Origin of the sequence: Pseudomonas bohemica, assembly GCF_002934685.1 — a bacterium.
Taxonomy (GTDB): domain Bacteria; phylum Pseudomonadota; class Gammaproteobacteria; order Pseudomonadales; family Pseudomonadaceae; genus Aquipseudomonas; species Aquipseudomonas bohemica.
On the sequence record NZ_NKHL01000103.1, the window covers coordinates 32,908 to 48,586 of the forward strand.

A 15,679-nucleotide genomic window follows, 5' to 3' on the forward strand; every position below is an offset into this window, starting at 1 on the left:
TTTGCTCATAAATTTCCTTACATTCCAATAATTCAGAACAACCATGCCTGCCCAACTCAAACGCCGCCTGTTCATCTTTTTCGGGGTGGTCCTGCTGATCGCCCTCGCCTTCTTCGCCCAGTGGTACTTAAAAGGACGTTTTTACCAGACCACCGACAATGCTTATGTTCAGGGTGAAATCACTCGGGTTTCGAGCCAGCTTGGCGCTCGGGTCAGTGAGGTGTTGGTGCAGAAGACATCTGGGTGCAGGCCAATTTCAAGGAAACCCAGATCGAACACATGGAGATCGGCCAGTACGCCGAGCTGATCTTCGACAGCTTCCCCGGCACGCCGATTCAAGGGCGGGTGAATAGCCTGTTCGCTGCATCCGGGGCGCAGTTCAGTCTGTTGCCACCGGACAACGCCACCGGCAACTTCACCAAGGTCGTGCAGCGCATTCCGGTGAAGCTGACGTTTGCGCCTGACAACTCGCTGCACGGCAGAATTCGCCCGGGGATGTCGGTGACGGTTTCGGTCAACATCAAACCTGGCAGTCATCCTGAAGCTGATCCGCAAAGTGGCCGGTGATGCGCTGCTTCGTCCGGTCGGCGAACCGAGCCGGCGCGACTGGATCGCGGTGATGAGCGTGATGCTGGGCGCGTTCATGGCGGTGCTCGACATCCAGATCACCAACTCCTCGCTCAAGGACATTCAGGGCGCGCTGTCGGCGACTCTGGAAGAGGGCTCGTGGATTTCCACCTCTTATCTGGTGGCAGAAATCATCATGATCCCGCTCACCGCCTGGCTGGTGCAGCTGCTTTCGGCGCGGCGACTGGCGGTGTGGGTGTCGCTGGGTTTTCTGGTGTCATCCCTGCTGTGCTCGATGGCCTGGAGCCTGGAAAGCATGATCGTGTTCCGCGCCATGCAGGGCTTCACCGGGGGCGCGCTGATTCCGCTTGCGTTCACCCTGACGCTGATCAAACTGCCGGAACATCATCGGGCCAAGGGCATGGCGCTGTTCGCGATGACTGCGACCTTCGCGCCCTCCATCGGCCCGACCCTGGGCGGGTGGCTGATGGAAAATTTCAGCTGGGAGTACATCTTCTATATCAACATCCCGCCAGGCTTGGTGATGATCGCCGGCCTGATGTATGGCCTGGAGAAGAAAGCGCCACACTGGGAACTGCTCAAGAGCACCGACTACGCGGGCATCGTCACATTGGGCGTCGGTCTCGGATGCCTGCAGGTATTTCTCGAAGAGGGCCATCGCAAGGACTGGCTGGAATCGAGTCTGATCGTCACACTCGGCAGCGTCGCCCTGCTCAGCCTGATCACTTTCGTCATCATTCAGTTCTCCAAACCCAAACCGCTGATCAATCTGGGCATCCTCGGCAACCGCAACTTCGGCCTGTCGAGTATCTCCAGCATAGGGATGGGCGTCGGGCTGTACGGCTCGATCTACCTGCTGCCGCTCTATCTGGCGCAGATTCAGGGCTACAACGCGCAACAGATCGGCGAAGTGATCATGTGGATGGGCGTGCCGCAGCTGTTCCTGATTCCGCTGGTGCCGCAATTGATGAAGATCATTTCGCCCAAGCTGCTGTGTACGCTGGGGTTCGGGCTGTTCGGCCTTGCGAGCTTTTCGTCCGGCGTGCTGAACCCGGATTTCGCCGGACCGCAATTCAATCATATCCAGATCATCCGAGCGTTGGGCCAACCACTGATCATGGTAACCATCTCGCTGATCGCCACGGCATACATCCTGCCGCAGGACGCTGGCTCCGCATCGAGCCTGTTCAACATATTGCGCAATCTGGGCGGCGCCATCGGCATCGCCCTGCTGGCAACGTTGCTGGACGCACGGACCAAGACCTATTTCGACTACCTGCGCGAATCGGTCTCGCCAGCCAACCCGCAAGTCGCCGAACGCATGGCCCAGCTCACAGAGCGCCTGGGCAACGAAACCGCGGCCCTGGGCAAGCTCAGCGAAATCGCCCATCAACAGGCCGCGATCATGGCCTACAACGATGCGTTTCATTTTGTCGGCCTGGCGTTGGGTATCAGCATGGTCGCCGTGATGTTGACCAAAACGCTGCCCAGCGGCACCAAAGGCGGGGCTGCCCATTAGCGCCTTATTTGTCAGACGTTTTTGTCGCATCGATAGGACTACGAAGTCGAGCTTTGTAGTCTCCTTCTGAAAAGCGCGCAGTCCGCGCTTTTTGTGTTTCTGCGCTCAGACAGCAGAGCCCAAAGCCCTTAGATTCCGGCGCTTTCTCAGCGCGGATCATACGCAATGCCTGACGCTTTTTGGGCCGCCCGCCAGGGTGATGCCCTCGCCCACAGTTCGATCATGGCAGATGTCCTGGGTGGCGTACTGGAGGTGGTCGCCGGTGTCGCCGTCGGCGCGCTCGTGGGCGCTGCCGTCATCGGCGCGACCAGCCTGACCCTGGCCACGGGCGGGCTGGGCGCCTGCGTACTGGGTGCTGTCGTCGGCGTGGCTGTAGGCGTGGGCATGAACCTCACCGGCGCCGACGAGCGTATCAGCCAGTTCTGCGAAAACCTGGCTAATGCTCTGTTTCCGCCGACCGTGCATGCGCATATCAGCAGCGGTTCCTCCAACGTCTTCATCAACGGCCTGCCTGCGGCGCGAGCAGCGGGTGCTATCTCGCCCGGCGCGGCTGACCTTCCCGACGATCCCGCGCCCGAAGGCACCTTCCTGGACATCGACCAGGGGTTTTTCTCCGAGCTGTGGCGGCCCACGGTGGCCTCGCCCGCCGTTGGAGCGTTACCGAAGTCGATGGATCAAGTGATCTGCGAGCGCCATCCACCCATGCCGGCGCAGTACATCGCCGAAGGTTCGGACCGGGTGTTCATCAATGGCCAGCCCGCAGTGCGAAGTGGCGATCGCAGCACCTGCGATGCGACGGTGGTGTCTTCGGTACACGTCTCCCCGAACGTGCGCATTGGTGGTGACAAGCAGGTGGTGCGCCCGATTCGCAGCGGTAAGACGCCTGGCGTGGGGTTGGCGGTCAATACGCTGATGATCTTCAAGGGTGGGCCGCGCAAGTTCGTCAGCAATTTGCCCTGCATGGTGATGAGCGGGATCAATGCGTACGGCGTCAGCCAAGTGGCGGCGGCGCTGAGTCGTGCGGTATCAGGCTCGCCGCATCCTGTACATGCCGCGACGGGTGCCAAGGTGCTGAGCGGGGCCGAAGAGCTGGACGTTACCTTGCCGGGCGTCCTGCCCATTGAGTGGCAGCGTTTTTACAACAGCCGGGATGAGCGTCAGGACGGACTGTTCGGAGCGGGCTGGAGTATGGCCTTCGAGGTCAGTGTGCATGTTGAACCGCACCCGGAGGGCGGAGAACGACTGACCTATATCGACGAACAGGCGCGTCGGATCGACATGGGTACGATCGAGTTGGGCAGTGCGTCATTCAGCGCGGGCGAAGGATTGGCGGTTAGGCGCCATGATGATGGCCGACTGCTGATCGAGAGTGAGGATGGGCGATATCGCCTGTTCGACCCTGCTGTCGCCAACCCTTCGGTTTTGCGCCTGATCCAACTGGGGGACCGGAACGACAATCGGATTTGTCTGGAGTATGACGCCGAGCATCGACTCACGCAGCTGTACGACAGTCAGCGAGTGTTGAGAGTTGCCCTGATTTATTCCGTGCAATGGCCTCGCCGGCTTGAACGCATCGAGCGAGTCTATCCCGACTTGAATGCCGAAATTCTGGCGAGCTATACCTACGACGCTCGCGGCGACCTGGCGCAAGTGCGCGATGCAGCCGGCAACGTGCAAAGGCGCTTCGCTTACGACAGTGGGCGGCGCATGGTGGAGCATCAATTGCCCACCGGTTTGCGGTGTTTTTACGCATGGGCGCTGGTCGATGATCGCGAATGGCGTGTGATTCGTCACTGGACCGATGACGGTGAAGAATATCGATTCGATTACGACCTGAGTGCCGGTACCACGCAGATCACCGACGGTCTGAACCGCGTCAGCCATCGGCGCTGGAACCCTCAGCGGCAGATCACCGAATACACCGACAACCTCGACCAGACCTGGCAGTTTTCATGGAATGACGAGCGCCAGTTGCTCGGCGCGGTCGATCCGCAAGGCGGGCGGTGGCAGTACGGTTACGATGAAGCGGGCAACCTCAGCTCGACCGAGGATCCACTGGGGCGTTGCGATTCGACGTCATGGCTGGAGCACTGGTCGCTGCCGCAGGTAGTAACCGACGCAGTAGGCAATGCTTGGCAATACCGCTACGACGCCCGCGGCAACTGCACCCATCAGGCCGATCCGCTGGGGCATGTGACCCGGTATCGGTATGACGAACGCGGCCAGGTCATCGAGATCATCGACGCCACGGATAAACGTAAAAAGCTGCGCTGGAATGGCTTGGGGCAATTGATCGAGCATGTAGATTGCTCGGGGTATGCGACCAGGTTCAGCTATGACCGGCGCGGCTATCTGCGGAGCATCACCGACGCGACGGGTGAATGCACGACCTATGTACACGACGCCCAAGGACGACTGCTGCAAAGCCAGCAGCCTGATGGCCGGATAGAACGGTATCTGCGTAATGCCAGCGGGCTGCTCACCGGTTATGTCGATCGAGCCGGTCACACCACGACCTATCGATATGACCGACGCGGTCGAGTTCGGCAGCGTGTCGATGCACATCAACGGCAGGTGCACTTTACTCTGGACGCCTACTCCCGTTTGCTGGCGCTGACCAATGAAAATGGCGAGAGCTATCGGTTTGCGTGGGACGCGGGTGATCGCCTGATTGCCCGGCAGGATCTGGATGGGAGCCAGTGGCGGTACCGCTATGACGCACTGGACAATCCGGTTCGGGTAGAGCACTTGCCCGCCCCGCCAGGCGGTGACCTCGCGGACGATTCGCCCAATGCCCTGGTTCATTCGCTGGAACGCGATGCGCTCGGTCGTTTGAGAGCAAAGGTCACCGCCGACGGCCGCACCGAATACATTTATAACCCACTCGACCAACTCACTGCGGTGACCTTCACCGATCCAGAAGGCCAGCAACAGAGCGTAGGATTTGCCTACGATGCCCTTGGCCAACTGCTCACCGAACAGACCGCCTCCGGCATCCTGCAGCATCATTACGACGAACTCGGTAACCGGATTCAAACGCACTTGCCTGATGGCCGCTGGCTCAATCGTCTGCATTACGGCAGTGGCCATGTGCACCAAATCAATTTGGACGGCACGGTCATCTGCGATTTCGAACACGATCGCCTGCACCGCGAAGTGCTGCGCACTCAGGGCCAAATCAGCACCCATTTCCGGTACGATCGCAGTGGACGTTTGCGCTCCAAGTTGCGCCCTGCGGTCGGCCAGTCAGCAGAGTTGCAGGGCGATCGGGAAAAAGAATACGACTACGATCACACCGATAATCTGATTAGTCGACTCAGTCGAAACGGCACGCACGAGTCTCGAACCCTGCTGCACTACGACTCGACGGCTCGCATCATGGCCAGCCAGGACGACCTGGCCGGACAACTCGAAATCTTCGCTTATGACGCTGCCGCTAACGTGTTGGACGGCTCACCATCCGGCGCGGGTCCGGTGCGGCATAACAAGTTGCTGGCTTTTCAGGACAAGCGCTACCGCTACGATGCGTTTGGCCGCCTGATCGAAAAACGCAGCACGCGATACGGCATCCAGCACTTTGTCTATGACGCCGAAAGCCGCCTGGTCGAAGTGCACAATGCCAACGGCAACGTCGTGCGCATGAGCTATGACCCGCTGGGGCGACGTATCGGCAAAAGCGAACGCAGTCAAACCGGCACCCCGCTCAGTGAAACCCGTTTCACCTGGGACGGCCTGCGTCTTTTGCAGGAGTTTAGCAACAGCCAGACCAGCCTCTACGTCTACGCCGACGGCTACGACCCTCTCGCCCGCGTCGATAGCAACGACAATTTTCAATACATCCGCTACTACCACAACGACCCAAACGGCCTTCCCGAACAACTCACCGAAGCCGACGGCCTCAGCGTTTGGCAGGCGCGCTATCAGGTGTGGGGCAAAACCGTCGAGGAGCATCGTAAACCGCACTTCACTGTAGAGCAGAACCTCAGATTCCAGGGTCAATACCTTGATCGTGAGACCGGACTGCACTACAACACCTTCAGGTTCTACGACCCGGATGTGGGGCGATTTACAACACCGGATCCGATTGGGTTGGCGGGTGGGCTTAATCTCTATCAGTACGCGCCGAATCCGATTGGGTGGGTGGATCCATGGGGTTGGAGTTGCACCGTCGTCAATGCTCGCAATCGTCGACATGCATATTCCTTAGCAAAAAATCATGCACAGGTGCCTAGGCTATCTAGAGGCGGCGACATCATTGATATTGACCGGGTCAACGATTCGAGCAGGGGGGAAAATTGGAATCAAATGAAGCTCCGAGGCGCACGGTCAGTAGGCAGGGAGCATAAGGACAAGGGTGTTTCTTATTTCGAACACCCAGACGGCCACCCGGATGCAGGCAAACCCGGAATACCAAAACATCACGAGTCAGGGCATATCCACGCCGTTAACTCTAAAGGCGAGCAGATCGTATTTACTTGGTAGGGTGATTATGGAACGAGTAATAGAATTTCCGATTGAGCAAGAGGACATATTCACTCAGTCATTAAGTCTGGCTCAAGGTTACTGTGTTTGCTATCAGTACGATGTAGACAGATATGGGTACGGACCCTATGGTTTCCATACCGCGAACGCGAAACGGCTGCTCAACCAGGTGTTACCACCCCTAGTTTACTGGCACCCCGACCGCGAAACGCTCATGGACGTGGACACCCCTGTCGCCGAAGGGGTTTATTTCTTTAAGGGTCAGGATTGTATTCGAAAAATGGAAGCCGAGTTATTAACTTACCAAAAAGCAGAAGCAATGCAGGCCCTTCGTCACAAATATGGAAAATCGGAAGCTCTAACACCAAAACGTGTAAAGCCTGCGCTACTTGAAGTACCAAAAGGAAAAAGAATTCCTGCAGCCTTTATAACTAGATTACTAGCCAACAACTGCTCATTTCTAGTCAGTTATTCGTACAACACAGAAGCAGGACAAATCCTGGTATTTTTTAGCGAGAGCATAAAATCAAAAATTAAAAGTTTTTCGGAGAGCGCGGACATACGCTACAGCAAGATAAGCTCTATCAAGGAGTTAAAACCTTGGTAAAAATCCTAAGCATGTAGCGCCTGCAGCTGCCCATGCGACGCGAGCTTTCAAGCTCGCATCGCCCCTGATTCACATCACTTCTCACTCGGCTTCCAATCATCCGGCACCACCGCAATCACGTCGATTTCCATCAACCATTGCGGCTGGCCGAGACCGGAGATCACCAGCCCGGTGGAGATCGGGAAGACGCCTTTGAGCCATTTGCCGATTTCCTGATACACCGGCTCGCGGTAGCGAGGGTCGATGATGTAGGTGGTGGTCTTGACGATGTGGGACAGATCCGAGCCCGCCTCTTCCAGCAGTTGCTTGACGTTCTTCATCGCCTGTTCGGCCTGAGCGCGTGGGTCGCCCAGCCCTACGAGATTGCCTTCGAAGTCGGTGCCGATCTGGCCGCGGACGTAGACCGTATTACCCGCGCGCACGGCCTGGCACAGGTCGTTATCCAGCGATTGGTTCGGGTAGGTTTCCTTGGTGTTGAACATGCGAATGCGGGTGTGGGTGGGCTGTGCCATCGGAGGCTCCTTGGGAACAAACAGGCGCGCCGCCGAGCGAGGGTCGGCGCGGTTAAAGGGATCAAGCGGTTACGGGGTTGCCAAGCGTCGGCGCGACCGTGGCGACAGGCTGCTCAGCGTGACGCTGCGAGGCATCGCGGTACTCGAGGTATTTGCGCTGGGTCGCGATATGGTCGGCCACGTACTTGGCGTCGTGCCAGACACCCCAGATAAACGAGGACCCGCGGCGCGACTGCCACGGCAGGCCGAGGAAGTAGATCCCCGACTCCGTCGACACCCCACGTTGATGCTGCGGCTTGCCCTTGGCATCGAATGCATCGACTTTCATCCAGCTGTAATCGGTGGCAAAACCGGTGGCCCAAATGATCGTGGTGATGCCAGCGGCAGCCAGGTCCAGTTCAAGAATTGGGTTGCTCACGCACTCAGGATCAGGGAACACACGACGCGCTTGCGGTTCGAGTGGCAAGTCCAGACCGTTACGCTCGATATAGGCGTCAGCGGCGTCGAGCACGGCCAGGTAGTTCTCATCGCCACGGGCGAGGTTTTCGGCCAGATCGGGCTGAAAGCGCACTACGCCGTTGTCGAACGAGCGGGTCACGCCGACGAGCTTCATGCCGCGCTGGGCCAGCTCGCGAAAGTCCACGGTACGCCCGCCGTGGGCGCCGCTGACTGCAATTGTGACATGCTCGCGACCTGGCTTCATCGCCGCCTGGTCCCACTCGCCGAGCACCCCCAGCCACCAGCAGAAATCGCGATTGCGATAGGCGCGCGGCGGACGATCGTGCTGGCCCACCGAGAGGTAGACCTGGCGACCGGCGCGCTGCAGTTCATCGGCGATCTGAGTCCCGGAAGACCCGGCGCCGACTACCAGCACCGCGCCTGCGGGCAACTGCTGTGGATTGCGATACTGTGCGGAATGAATCTGCGTCAGGTGTTCGTCGCTCGGCGCGATGGCCGGGATCACCGGGCGCTGGAACGGCCCGGTCGCGACCACCACACGATTGGCCTGGATCACGCCCTCGGAGGTCTCGACCGTAAAACCCGGCCGCCCGGCATTGCGCTCGACCTTGCGCACCTCCACGCCAGTGCGGATCGGCGCGTTGAACTTGCGGGCGTAGGCCTCGAAATAATCGGCGACCCGCTCTTTCGGAGCGAAACCGTCCGGGCTCAGATCGTCGAATTCAAGCCCCGGAAAACGATCGTGCCAGGCCGGCCCATTGGCCACCAGCGAATCCCAGCGCCCGGTGCGCCAGGCCTCGGCAATCCGGCTGCGCTCGAGGACCAGGTGAGCAATGCCCAGGTTGCTCAAATGCTCGCTCATGGCTACGCCAGCTTGACCTGCGCCGACCACGAGCGTATCGATTTCTATGTTTGCAGCTGTCATACCTGTGTCCTTCACGAAGGCGGGTGTGGACGCATTCTGTGCAGGATCAGGGGATAGCGAAATTATGATTTTTGTCGTCGCAGAGCAGGAAAATGTTAGGGGGTTGGGCGCACTGGGTTGGACCTTAAGCTTGCCCGGCGGCCCAGCCACGCTCAAGCGCTCCCGTCCCGACAGCCCTCACCCCAGACGCAGCACCATGGCGCCGATGGCGATGATGCAGGCCGCGACACTGCGGATGCGCGGCAGATGCTCCTTGAGCACCAGTGCCGAGATCGCGACGCCGAACAGGATCGACGTCTCTCTCAGCGCGGAGACTACGGCGACCGGCGCCTGTGTCATCGCCCAGAGCGCCAGACCGTAGGACGCCGCCGTGCCGACGCCGCCGACGACTCCCAGCCGCCAGTTGCGCGCGACGTAAGTGCGGAACGCCGCTCGACGGTGGGTCAGGGCCCATGCAGCGAGCGGGATTCCGGTCAGTAGGAATATCCACAGCGTGTAGGCCACAGGCGCGCCGGATCGACGTACGCCCAGACCATCGATCAAGGTATAACCGGCGATCACACAGGCGTTGATCAGGGCGAGCAGCACACCCTTTCTCTGGGCCCTCGCGGGCCTGCCTGCCATGCACAGGATGCCGACGCAAATGATGGCAATGCCAATCCATGCAAATGTCGACAGGGTTTCCGGGAACAGCATCAAGCTCACCGTCGCAACCAGTAACGGCGCGGTGCCACGCATGATCGGGTAGGTCTGGCTCATGTCTGCAATCCGATAGGTTGTGGCCACGAGCACGAAATACAGCACCTGGAAAACAACGGACAAGCCCAGAAAGGGCCAACTTTCTTTGGCCGGCAAGTCAAGAAAAGGGATGACAACCAAGGCCATGGCTGCCGCCACCGAGGTGATCATGCAAGTGGTTAGCAGCTTGTCCCCGCCCCCCTTGACCACGGCGTTCCAGGACGCATGCAGAACCGCGCCCAGCATGATGATCGCGAACACTTCCAGACTCATGAGATGCGGTTCCTTACGACGAAAATTCAACGGGCGGGCAACGTCTATTGGTTCAACATCCCGCTACACATCAACCCCAATACGCTGCGCATATGCGCCGCATGAGCCTCACGGTCCGGGACGGCCTCAGTGGCCAGGCGTATGAACGCCAGATTCGCGTATTGATTGAACAGGGTCGCGGCCACTTCGATGTCCACTGACTCACGGATCTTGCCCAGCTTCTGGAAATGCACCAGCAATGCCTTGGCCTCTTCGACTACCGCGCCATTCCAGGGCTGAAACGCCTGAGAGAGTTCGCCGGTGAACAGAAATGGCGCCAGCTCACGCCAAAGTGACGCAGGCATGGCTCGCAGTTGGTAGCGGGTCATCAGGTCTTCGAGTTCGCAGAGGGCGTCGAGGGGGTCGGAGTTGTCGTCCAGATTCGACCTTGCCTCGCGCATGGCCTGTTCGTCGGGCGCCTTGAGCAGGGCCAGGAGGATTTCCTGCTTGCCGCCGAAATAATTGACCACCGTGGGCGCCGAAACACCTGCCTGATTGGCGATCTGCTCAAGGGTGGTAGCGCCGAAACCGTTCGCCTTGAACAAGGTCAACGCGGCTTCAGCGATCTCTTGGCGGCGCTGTTCTTTTTGCCTTTCTCTAAGCCCTGTCATATCGCCCTTGGAGCCGGTTTTGGTCGCCCTGCAGGTTACGGAAAAGCCTTTTCATCAACAAATATTTTCTTTACAAAAATATTTTTACATGCCAAAAATTATCTCACACCGAAGCCCCGGCACGCCCTCGTCCGCTCACAAAATAAACGCAGGTCAAGGGCACCATCACCCTGGAGAAGCACAATGTCCATTGACCTCGATCCAAGCCGCACTACCCGTGATTACCAGGCATCCGATGCCGCCCACCACATCCACGCGTTTGTCGATCAAAAGGCGCTGAACGCGGAAGGCCCGCGGGTGATGGTCAGAGGTGATCGACTTACGCTGTGGGACAACGACGGCAAGCGTTATCTGGACGGCATGTCGGGGCTGTGGTGCACCAACCTCGGTTACGGGCGCAAGGATCTGGCCGCGGCCGCCAGTGCGCAGTTGGAGCAACTGCCCTACTACAACATGTTCTTCCACACCACCCACCCGGCCGTGATCGAGCTGTCCGAGCTGCTGTTCAGCCTGCTGCCCGCCCATTACAGCCACGCGATCTACACCAACTCCGGCTCCGAGGCCAACGAGGTGCTGATCCGCACCGTGCGCAAGTTCTGGCAGGTGATGGGCAAGCCCGAGAAGAAGGTGATGATCGGCCGCTGGAACGGCTATCACGGCTCGACCCTGGCCGCGACGGCATTGGGCGGGATGAGGTTCATGCACGAGATGGGGGGCACGATTCCCGACGTCGCGCACATCGACGAGCCTTACTGGTTCGCTCACGAAGGCGATCTGAGCCCTGAAGAATTCGGTCTGCGCGCGGCTCGGCAACTGGAAGACAAGATTGTGGAACTGGGGCCCGACAACGTCGCAGCGTTCGTTGCTGAACCCTTCCAGGGCGCAGGCGGGATGATCATTCCTCCGCAAACCTATTGGCCGGAAATCCAGCGCATCTGCCGCAAGTACGACGTGCTGTTGTGCGCCGACGAAGTGATCGGCGGGTTCGGGCGCACAGGCGAATGGTTTGCCCATCAGGTGTTCGGCTTCGAACCGGACACGCTGTCCATTGCCAAGGGCCTGACCTCGGGCTACATCCCCATGGGCGGGCTGATCCTGTCGCGACGCATGGCCGAAGCACTGGTGGACAAAGGCGGCGTGTTCGCCCACGGCCTGACTTACTCCGGGCATCCGGTGGCCGCTGCTGTCGCCATCGCCAACCTCAAGGCATTGCGCGACGAAGGGGTAGTCCATCAGGTGAAAACCGATACCGGGCCGTACCTGCAGAACTGCCTGCGCGAGGTGTTCGGCAAGCACCCGCTGGTGGGTGAGGTCCAAGGCGTGGGGCTGGTGGCCGCGCTGCAGTTCGCCGAGGACAAGGCCACGCGCAAACGCTTCGCCGACGAAAACGACATGGCCTGGCGTTGCCGCACCATCGGATTCGAGGAAGGCATCATCATTCGCTCGACACTGGGCCGCATGATCATGGCCCCGGCGCTGATCGCCACCCGCGCCGAACTGGACGAGCTGGTCGACAAGACGCGTATCGCGGTGGACCGTACGGCGCGGGAATACGGGCGCCTGTAACGCGAGTGGCTTTCTCAGGCGCTCGCTCCAGAGCTCGCTCAAGGGTTCTCTCAAGCAATCTCTGAGAAGTTTTTCCGTAATTAGGCTCCACAAAAAACCTCGTTTCGCCCACGGCTGCGCGTCTACAGAATGCAGTCATGTCCCATCCCCGCCCAGGCAGCCTCAGATAAGCGGCCCGGGCGCCGGATGGCGGGTCAGGACGAAACAGGACGAACACACCATGACGTTTTCAATCGTCGGCCGTTGCGCCGAAACAGGACAACTGGGCATCGCCATCAGCTCATCGAGCATTGCCGTCGGCGCGCGCTGCCCCTGGCTGCGTCCGGGTGTAGGCGCGGTGGCCACCCAGAACATCACCCTGCCCGCCCTCGGTCCGCAGGTGCTCGACCAGATGGAAGGCGGCCTATCCCCGGCCCAGGCGCTGGATCAGGCGTTGACCAGCAACGGCTACAGCCAGTTTCGCCAGTTGACTGCCATTGACCATCTAGGCCAAACCGCACACTTCAGCGGCAGCGAGACATTGGGCACGCACAACGCACTGGCCGGTGAGCAATGCGTCGGCGCGGGCAACATGTTGGCCGATCGCGCGGTGATCGACACGCTGGTGCGCACCTTCGAAAACAGCGGCGGGCAACTGGCAGATCGGCTTATCGCGGCGATGCAGGCGGCGGTGGCGGCTGGTGGCGAGGCTGGCCCTGTGCATTCAGCAGCGCTGGTGGTGGTAGGCGAACTGACCTGGCCCATCGTCGACCTGCGGGTGGATTGGGCCGATGAAGACCCCATCGGCAGACTGGAGCAATTGTGGGCCGATTACCGCCCGCAGATGCAGGACTACATCACCCGCGCCCTCGACCCGACCAAGGCCCCCAGCTATGGTGTGCCGGGTGATGAATAGCACGCCGAGCAATGAACCGGGGTTGAATGCATGAGCAGTAGTCGGGATATGTTGGCCGCGTTGGTGGGTTTCGACACCACCAGCCGCGAATCGAATTTGCAACTGATCGAGTTCGTTCGGGACTGTCTGGCCCAGCTGGATGTGCCCTGTGAGCTGATCTACAACGCGCAGCGCAGCAAGGCCAACCTGTTCGCGACCCTTGGCCCCGCGGATGTTCCGGGCATCGTGCTGTCCGGCCATACCGATGTGGTGCCGGTGGACGGGCAACCCTGGACCGTGGCGCCGTTCGAGCTGAGCGAAAAGGACGGCAAGCTGTTCGGGCGCGGCACGGCGGACATGAAAGGCTACATCGCCTGTGTGTTGGCGGCCGTGCCCCAACTGCTGGCTGCGCCATTACGCATGCCGGTACACATCGCCCTGTCTTATGACGAAGAAGTCGGCTGTCTGGGCGTGCGCTCGCTGTTGGCCGAACTCGAGCGGCGGCCGGTCAAGCCACTGTTGTGCATCATCGGCGAGCCCACCGAACTAAAGCCGGTGCTGGGTCATAAAGGCAAACTGGCGATGCGCTGCGATGTGCGTGGCGCGGCCTGTCATTCGGCCTATGCGCCCCAGGGCGTGAATGCCATCGAGTACGCGGCCGAATTGATTGGCGAACTGGGACGCATTGGCTCGACCCTGCGGGCGCCACAACTGCATGACGCGCGCTTCGATCCGCCGTTCACCACGGTGCAGACCGGCGTGATCAGTGGCGGCAAGGCGCTGAACATCGTCCCTGCCGATTGCCGATTCGATTTTGAAGTCCGCGCGCTGCCTGCCCATGACCCACTTGAAGTCGCTCAGCAATTGCAACAGTACGCCAAGGAACAGGTGCTGCCTCGCATGCAGGCGGTCAATCCGGACAGTGACATTCGTTTCTCCGAGCTGTCGGCCTATCCGGGGCTGGCCACCGATGCGAAAAGTCAGGCCGCGCAGTTGATTGCTCAGTTTTGCGGGTCGGAGGCGTTCACCACCGTAGCGTTCGGCACCGAGGGTGGGCTGTTCGATGCCATCGGTATTCCTACCGTGGTCTGCGGGCCGGGAAGCATGGATCAGGGACACAAGCCGGATGAGTTTGTCAGTGTCGAGCAGATGAATGCGTGTGATGCCATGTTGCGGCGCATGATTGAAGCATTGCAGAGCTGACCAGGATCACATATTTAAGTTGCGCCCAAGAATCTGCCGAAGGCGCGCGCTTGCCCGCGAATGCATTGCATCAGTCGCTACCCATGTTGCTGATCCGACGCTATCGCGGCCGAGCGCGCTCCCACAGGTTATGCCTTCACCCGCTGATCGGCATCCGTCACAAAGCCTCGCAGGGACGACGCTCATTTCGGCGCCAGCTCTTCCCGACAATGATCAACGAACAATTGCGCAGGCTTGGTCAATTGCGAGCGGCGCAGCCAGGCGGCTGACAGGCCGGAGCCGGTGACCTGTTCGGCCAGCGGCACGCACACCACTTTCTGCCCGTCGTAGGTGTATTCGGATTTCGGCCGGGTCACCAGGATAGAGAAGCCGAAACCACGCCCTACCATGCCCCGGACCATCTCGATCGACGGCGAGCTGAACTGGATATGCGGAGTCAGCCCGCGCTCTTCGAAAATGCTCACGAAGTAGGTTCGGCTCGGCTGCACGTCCAGCAACACCATCGGTTCGAGCACCAGATCGTTGAGCGAAACCTTGGCCTGATTGGCGAAACGATGCCCCTCCGGCAGCAGTGCATAGGGCTGTTGCGGCGCCATCAAGGGTGCGGTGTCGATGGTGCTGTCCAAGTCGTGCTCATACAGAATCGCCAGATCGATGCTGCCGGAAGTCAGGGCCTGCACCAGCTCCTGCTGCTCACCGTCCCGGATGCGGATTTCCACCCCCGGCCAGCGATCACGAAAGCCGGCAATCAGCCGCGGTAGATACAGCGGCGCGACGGTTTCGAAACAACCAATGTCGATTTGCCCGGCCACCACGTCGTTGTCGGCCAGGGCATTCTGCTCAAATTCATGGGCCACGCGCAGCAGTTCCTGAGCCTTGCGATAGAACCGTGCACCACTGGGGGTCAGCGAGACGCCCTGGGCGTGGTGGCGGATGAACAGCTGCACGGCGAAGCTTTCTTCCAGATGCTTGATCGCGGTCGAGACCGAAGGCTGGGCGATGTACAACTTGCGCGACGCCTCGGCAACGCTGCCGCACTCCACCGTGGTGACGAAATACTTGAGTTGTCGCAGGTTGTAGGCTGCCATTGTTACCTCGAAAGGGGTGAACCATAACCTCGGATCCTGCGCGCTATTCTGCGGCGTTCACAGCCTTCGGGAAACAAGCAAATTCCTCCCCATTGAAACTAAAAAAACTGAGCTCAAAGCGGTGCATCCAAGCACCATGAAGGTGCATCTCAGGCGAGCTTTTTTATCGATAGCAACGACATTTTTAATAATTTC

General features: G+C 59.9%; 11 protein-coding genes and 1 pseudogene. 7 read left to right on the top strand and 5 right to left on the bottom strand.

Annotation, left to right across the window (positions count from 1 at the left end; translation table 11 throughout):
- Positions 1 to 43 precede the first annotated feature (43 nt).
- The 4 genes and pseudogenes from CE491_RS11150 to CE491_RS11165 all read left to right on the top strand — a co-directional run bounded on the left by CE491_RS11150 (position 44) and on the right by CE491_RS11165 (position 7,196).
- A pseudogene (locus tag CE491_RS11150) lies at positions 44 to 567 on the top strand (HlyD family secretion protein).
- Positions 568 to 616: 49 nt separating this feature from the next.
- Positions 617 to 2,107: a DHA2 family efflux MFS transporter permease subunit gene (locus tag CE491_RS11155; RefSeq protein ID WP_199885071.1), complete on the top strand. Its 1,491-nt coding sequence runs from the start codon at positions 617 to 619 to the stop codon at positions 2,105 to 2,107.
- Between the two features lie 165 nt (positions 2,108 to 2,272).
- Positions 2,273 to 6,589: an RHS repeat-associated core domain-containing protein gene (locus CE491_RS11160; RefSeq protein ID WP_110948405.1), complete on the top strand. Its 4,317-nt coding sequence runs from the start codon at positions 2,273 to 2,275 to the stop codon at positions 6,587 to 6,589.
- A 214-nt stretch (positions 6,590 to 6,803) separates the two neighbouring features.
- The gene (locus CE491_RS11165) at positions 6,804 to 7,196 is read left to right on the top strand and encodes a hypothetical protein (RefSeq protein WP_199885070.1); all 393 of its coding nucleotides are present in this window, start codon (positions 6,804 to 6,806) and stop codon (positions 7,194 to 7,196) included.
- A 74-nt stretch (positions 7,197 to 7,270) separates the two neighbouring features.
- On the opposite strand, the gene CE491_RS11170 is transcribed toward CE491_RS11165, so the two are convergent.
- From CE491_RS11170 to CE491_RS11185, 4 genes are all read right to left on the bottom strand, one after another.
- Entirely contained in the window at positions 7,271 to 7,708 is a 438-nt protein-coding gene (locus tag CE491_RS11170; protein ID WP_110948407.1) for a RidA family protein, read from the bottom strand.
- 61 nt (positions 7,709 to 7,769) lie between these two features.
- On the bottom strand, positions 7,770 to 9,092 hold the full coding sequence (locus tag CE491_RS11175) for a flavin-containing monooxygenase (protein WP_110948408.1): 1,323 nt from the start codon (positions 9,090 to 9,092) through the stop codon (positions 7,770 to 7,772).
- A gap of 177 nt (positions 9,093 to 9,269) precedes the next feature.
- The gene (locus CE491_RS11180; RefSeq protein ID WP_110948409.1) at positions 9,270 to 10,103 is read right to left on the bottom strand and encodes an EamA family transporter; all 834 of its coding nucleotides are present in this window, start codon (positions 10,101 to 10,103) and stop codon (positions 9,270 to 9,272) included.
- Positions 10,104 to 10,147: 44 nt separating this feature from the next.
- Positions 10,148 to 10,753 carry a TetR/AcrR family transcriptional regulator gene (locus CE491_RS11185; RefSeq protein ID WP_110948410.1) on the bottom strand — a complete coding sequence of 202 codons (606 nt, stop codon included), beginning with the start codon at positions 10,751 to 10,753 and terminating at the stop codon, positions 10,148 to 10,150.
- Between the two features lie 183 nt (positions 10,754 to 10,936).
- On the opposite strand from CE491_RS11185, the gene CE491_RS11190 reads away from it, so the two are divergent.
- The 3 genes from CE491_RS11190 (at position 10,937) to argE (ending at position 14,396) form a co-directional block, all read left to right on the top strand.
- Positions 10,937 to 12,319: an aspartate aminotransferase family protein gene (locus tag CE491_RS11190; protein WP_110948411.1), complete on the top strand. Its 1,383-nt coding sequence runs from the start codon at positions 10,937 to 10,939 to the stop codon at positions 12,317 to 12,319.
- Between the two features lie 220 nt (positions 12,320 to 12,539).
- The gene (locus CE491_RS11195; RefSeq protein ID WP_110948412.1) at positions 12,540 to 13,214 is read left to right on the top strand and encodes a DUF1028 domain-containing protein; all 675 of its coding nucleotides are present in this window, start codon (positions 12,540 to 12,542) and stop codon (positions 13,212 to 13,214) included.
- Positions 13,215 to 13,244: 30 nt separating this feature from the next.
- Complete coding sequence (argE, locus tag CE491_RS11200; protein ID WP_110948413.1) at positions 13,245 to 14,396, top strand: acetylornithine deacetylase; 1,152 nt, start codon at positions 13,245 to 13,247, stop codon at positions 14,394 to 14,396.
- 182 nt (positions 14,397 to 14,578) lie between these two features.
- On the opposite strand, the gene CE491_RS11205 is transcribed toward argE, so the two are convergent.
- Positions 14,579 to 15,484 (bottom strand): LysR family transcriptional regulator, encoded by a 906-nt coding sequence (locus CE491_RS11205; RefSeq protein ID WP_110948414.1) that lies wholly within the window; start codon positions 15,482 to 15,484, stop codon positions 14,579 to 14,581.
- Between the last annotated feature and the right edge of the window lie 195 nt (positions 15,485 to 15,679).

Bases quoted from the DNA above. Each gene is read 5' to 3' on its own strand.
- CE491_RS11160 (WP_110948405.1), top strand. From the start codon at position 2,273: ATGCCTGACGCTTTTTGGGCCGCCCGCCAGGGTGATGCCCTCGCCCAC.
- CE491_RS11165 (WP_199885070.1), top strand. From the start codon at position 6,804: ATGGACGTGGACACCCCTGTCGCCGAAGGGGTTTATTTCTTTAAGGGT.
- CE491_RS11170 (WP_110948407.1), bottom strand. From the start codon at position 7,708: ATGGCACAGCCCACCCACACCCGCATTCGCATGTTCAACACCAAGGAA.
- CE491_RS11175 (WP_110948408.1), bottom strand. From the start codon at position 9,092: ATGACAGCTGCAAACATAGAAATCGATACGCTCGTGGTCGGCGCAGGT.
- CE491_RS11180 (WP_110948409.1), bottom strand. From the start codon at position 10,103: ATGAGTCTGGAAGTGTTCGCGATCATCATGCTGGGCGCGGTTCTGCAT.
- CE491_RS11185 (WP_110948410.1), bottom strand. From the start codon at position 10,753: ATGACAGGGCTTAGAGAAAGGCAAAAAGAACAGCGCCGCCAAGAGATC.
- CE491_RS11190 (WP_110948411.1), top strand. From the start codon at position 10,937: ATGTCCATTGACCTCGATCCAAGCCGCACTACCCGTGATTACCAGGCA.
- CE491_RS11195 (WP_110948412.1), top strand. From the start codon at position 12,540: ATGACGTTTTCAATCGTCGGCCGTTGCGCCGAAACAGGACAACTGGGC.
- argE (WP_110948413.1), top strand. From the start codon at position 13,245: ATGAGCAGTAGTCGGGATATGTTGGCCGCGTTGGTGGGTTTCGACACC.
- CE491_RS11205 (WP_110948414.1), bottom strand. From the start codon at position 15,484: ATGGCAGCCTACAACCTGCGACAACTCAAGTATTTCGTCACCACGGTG.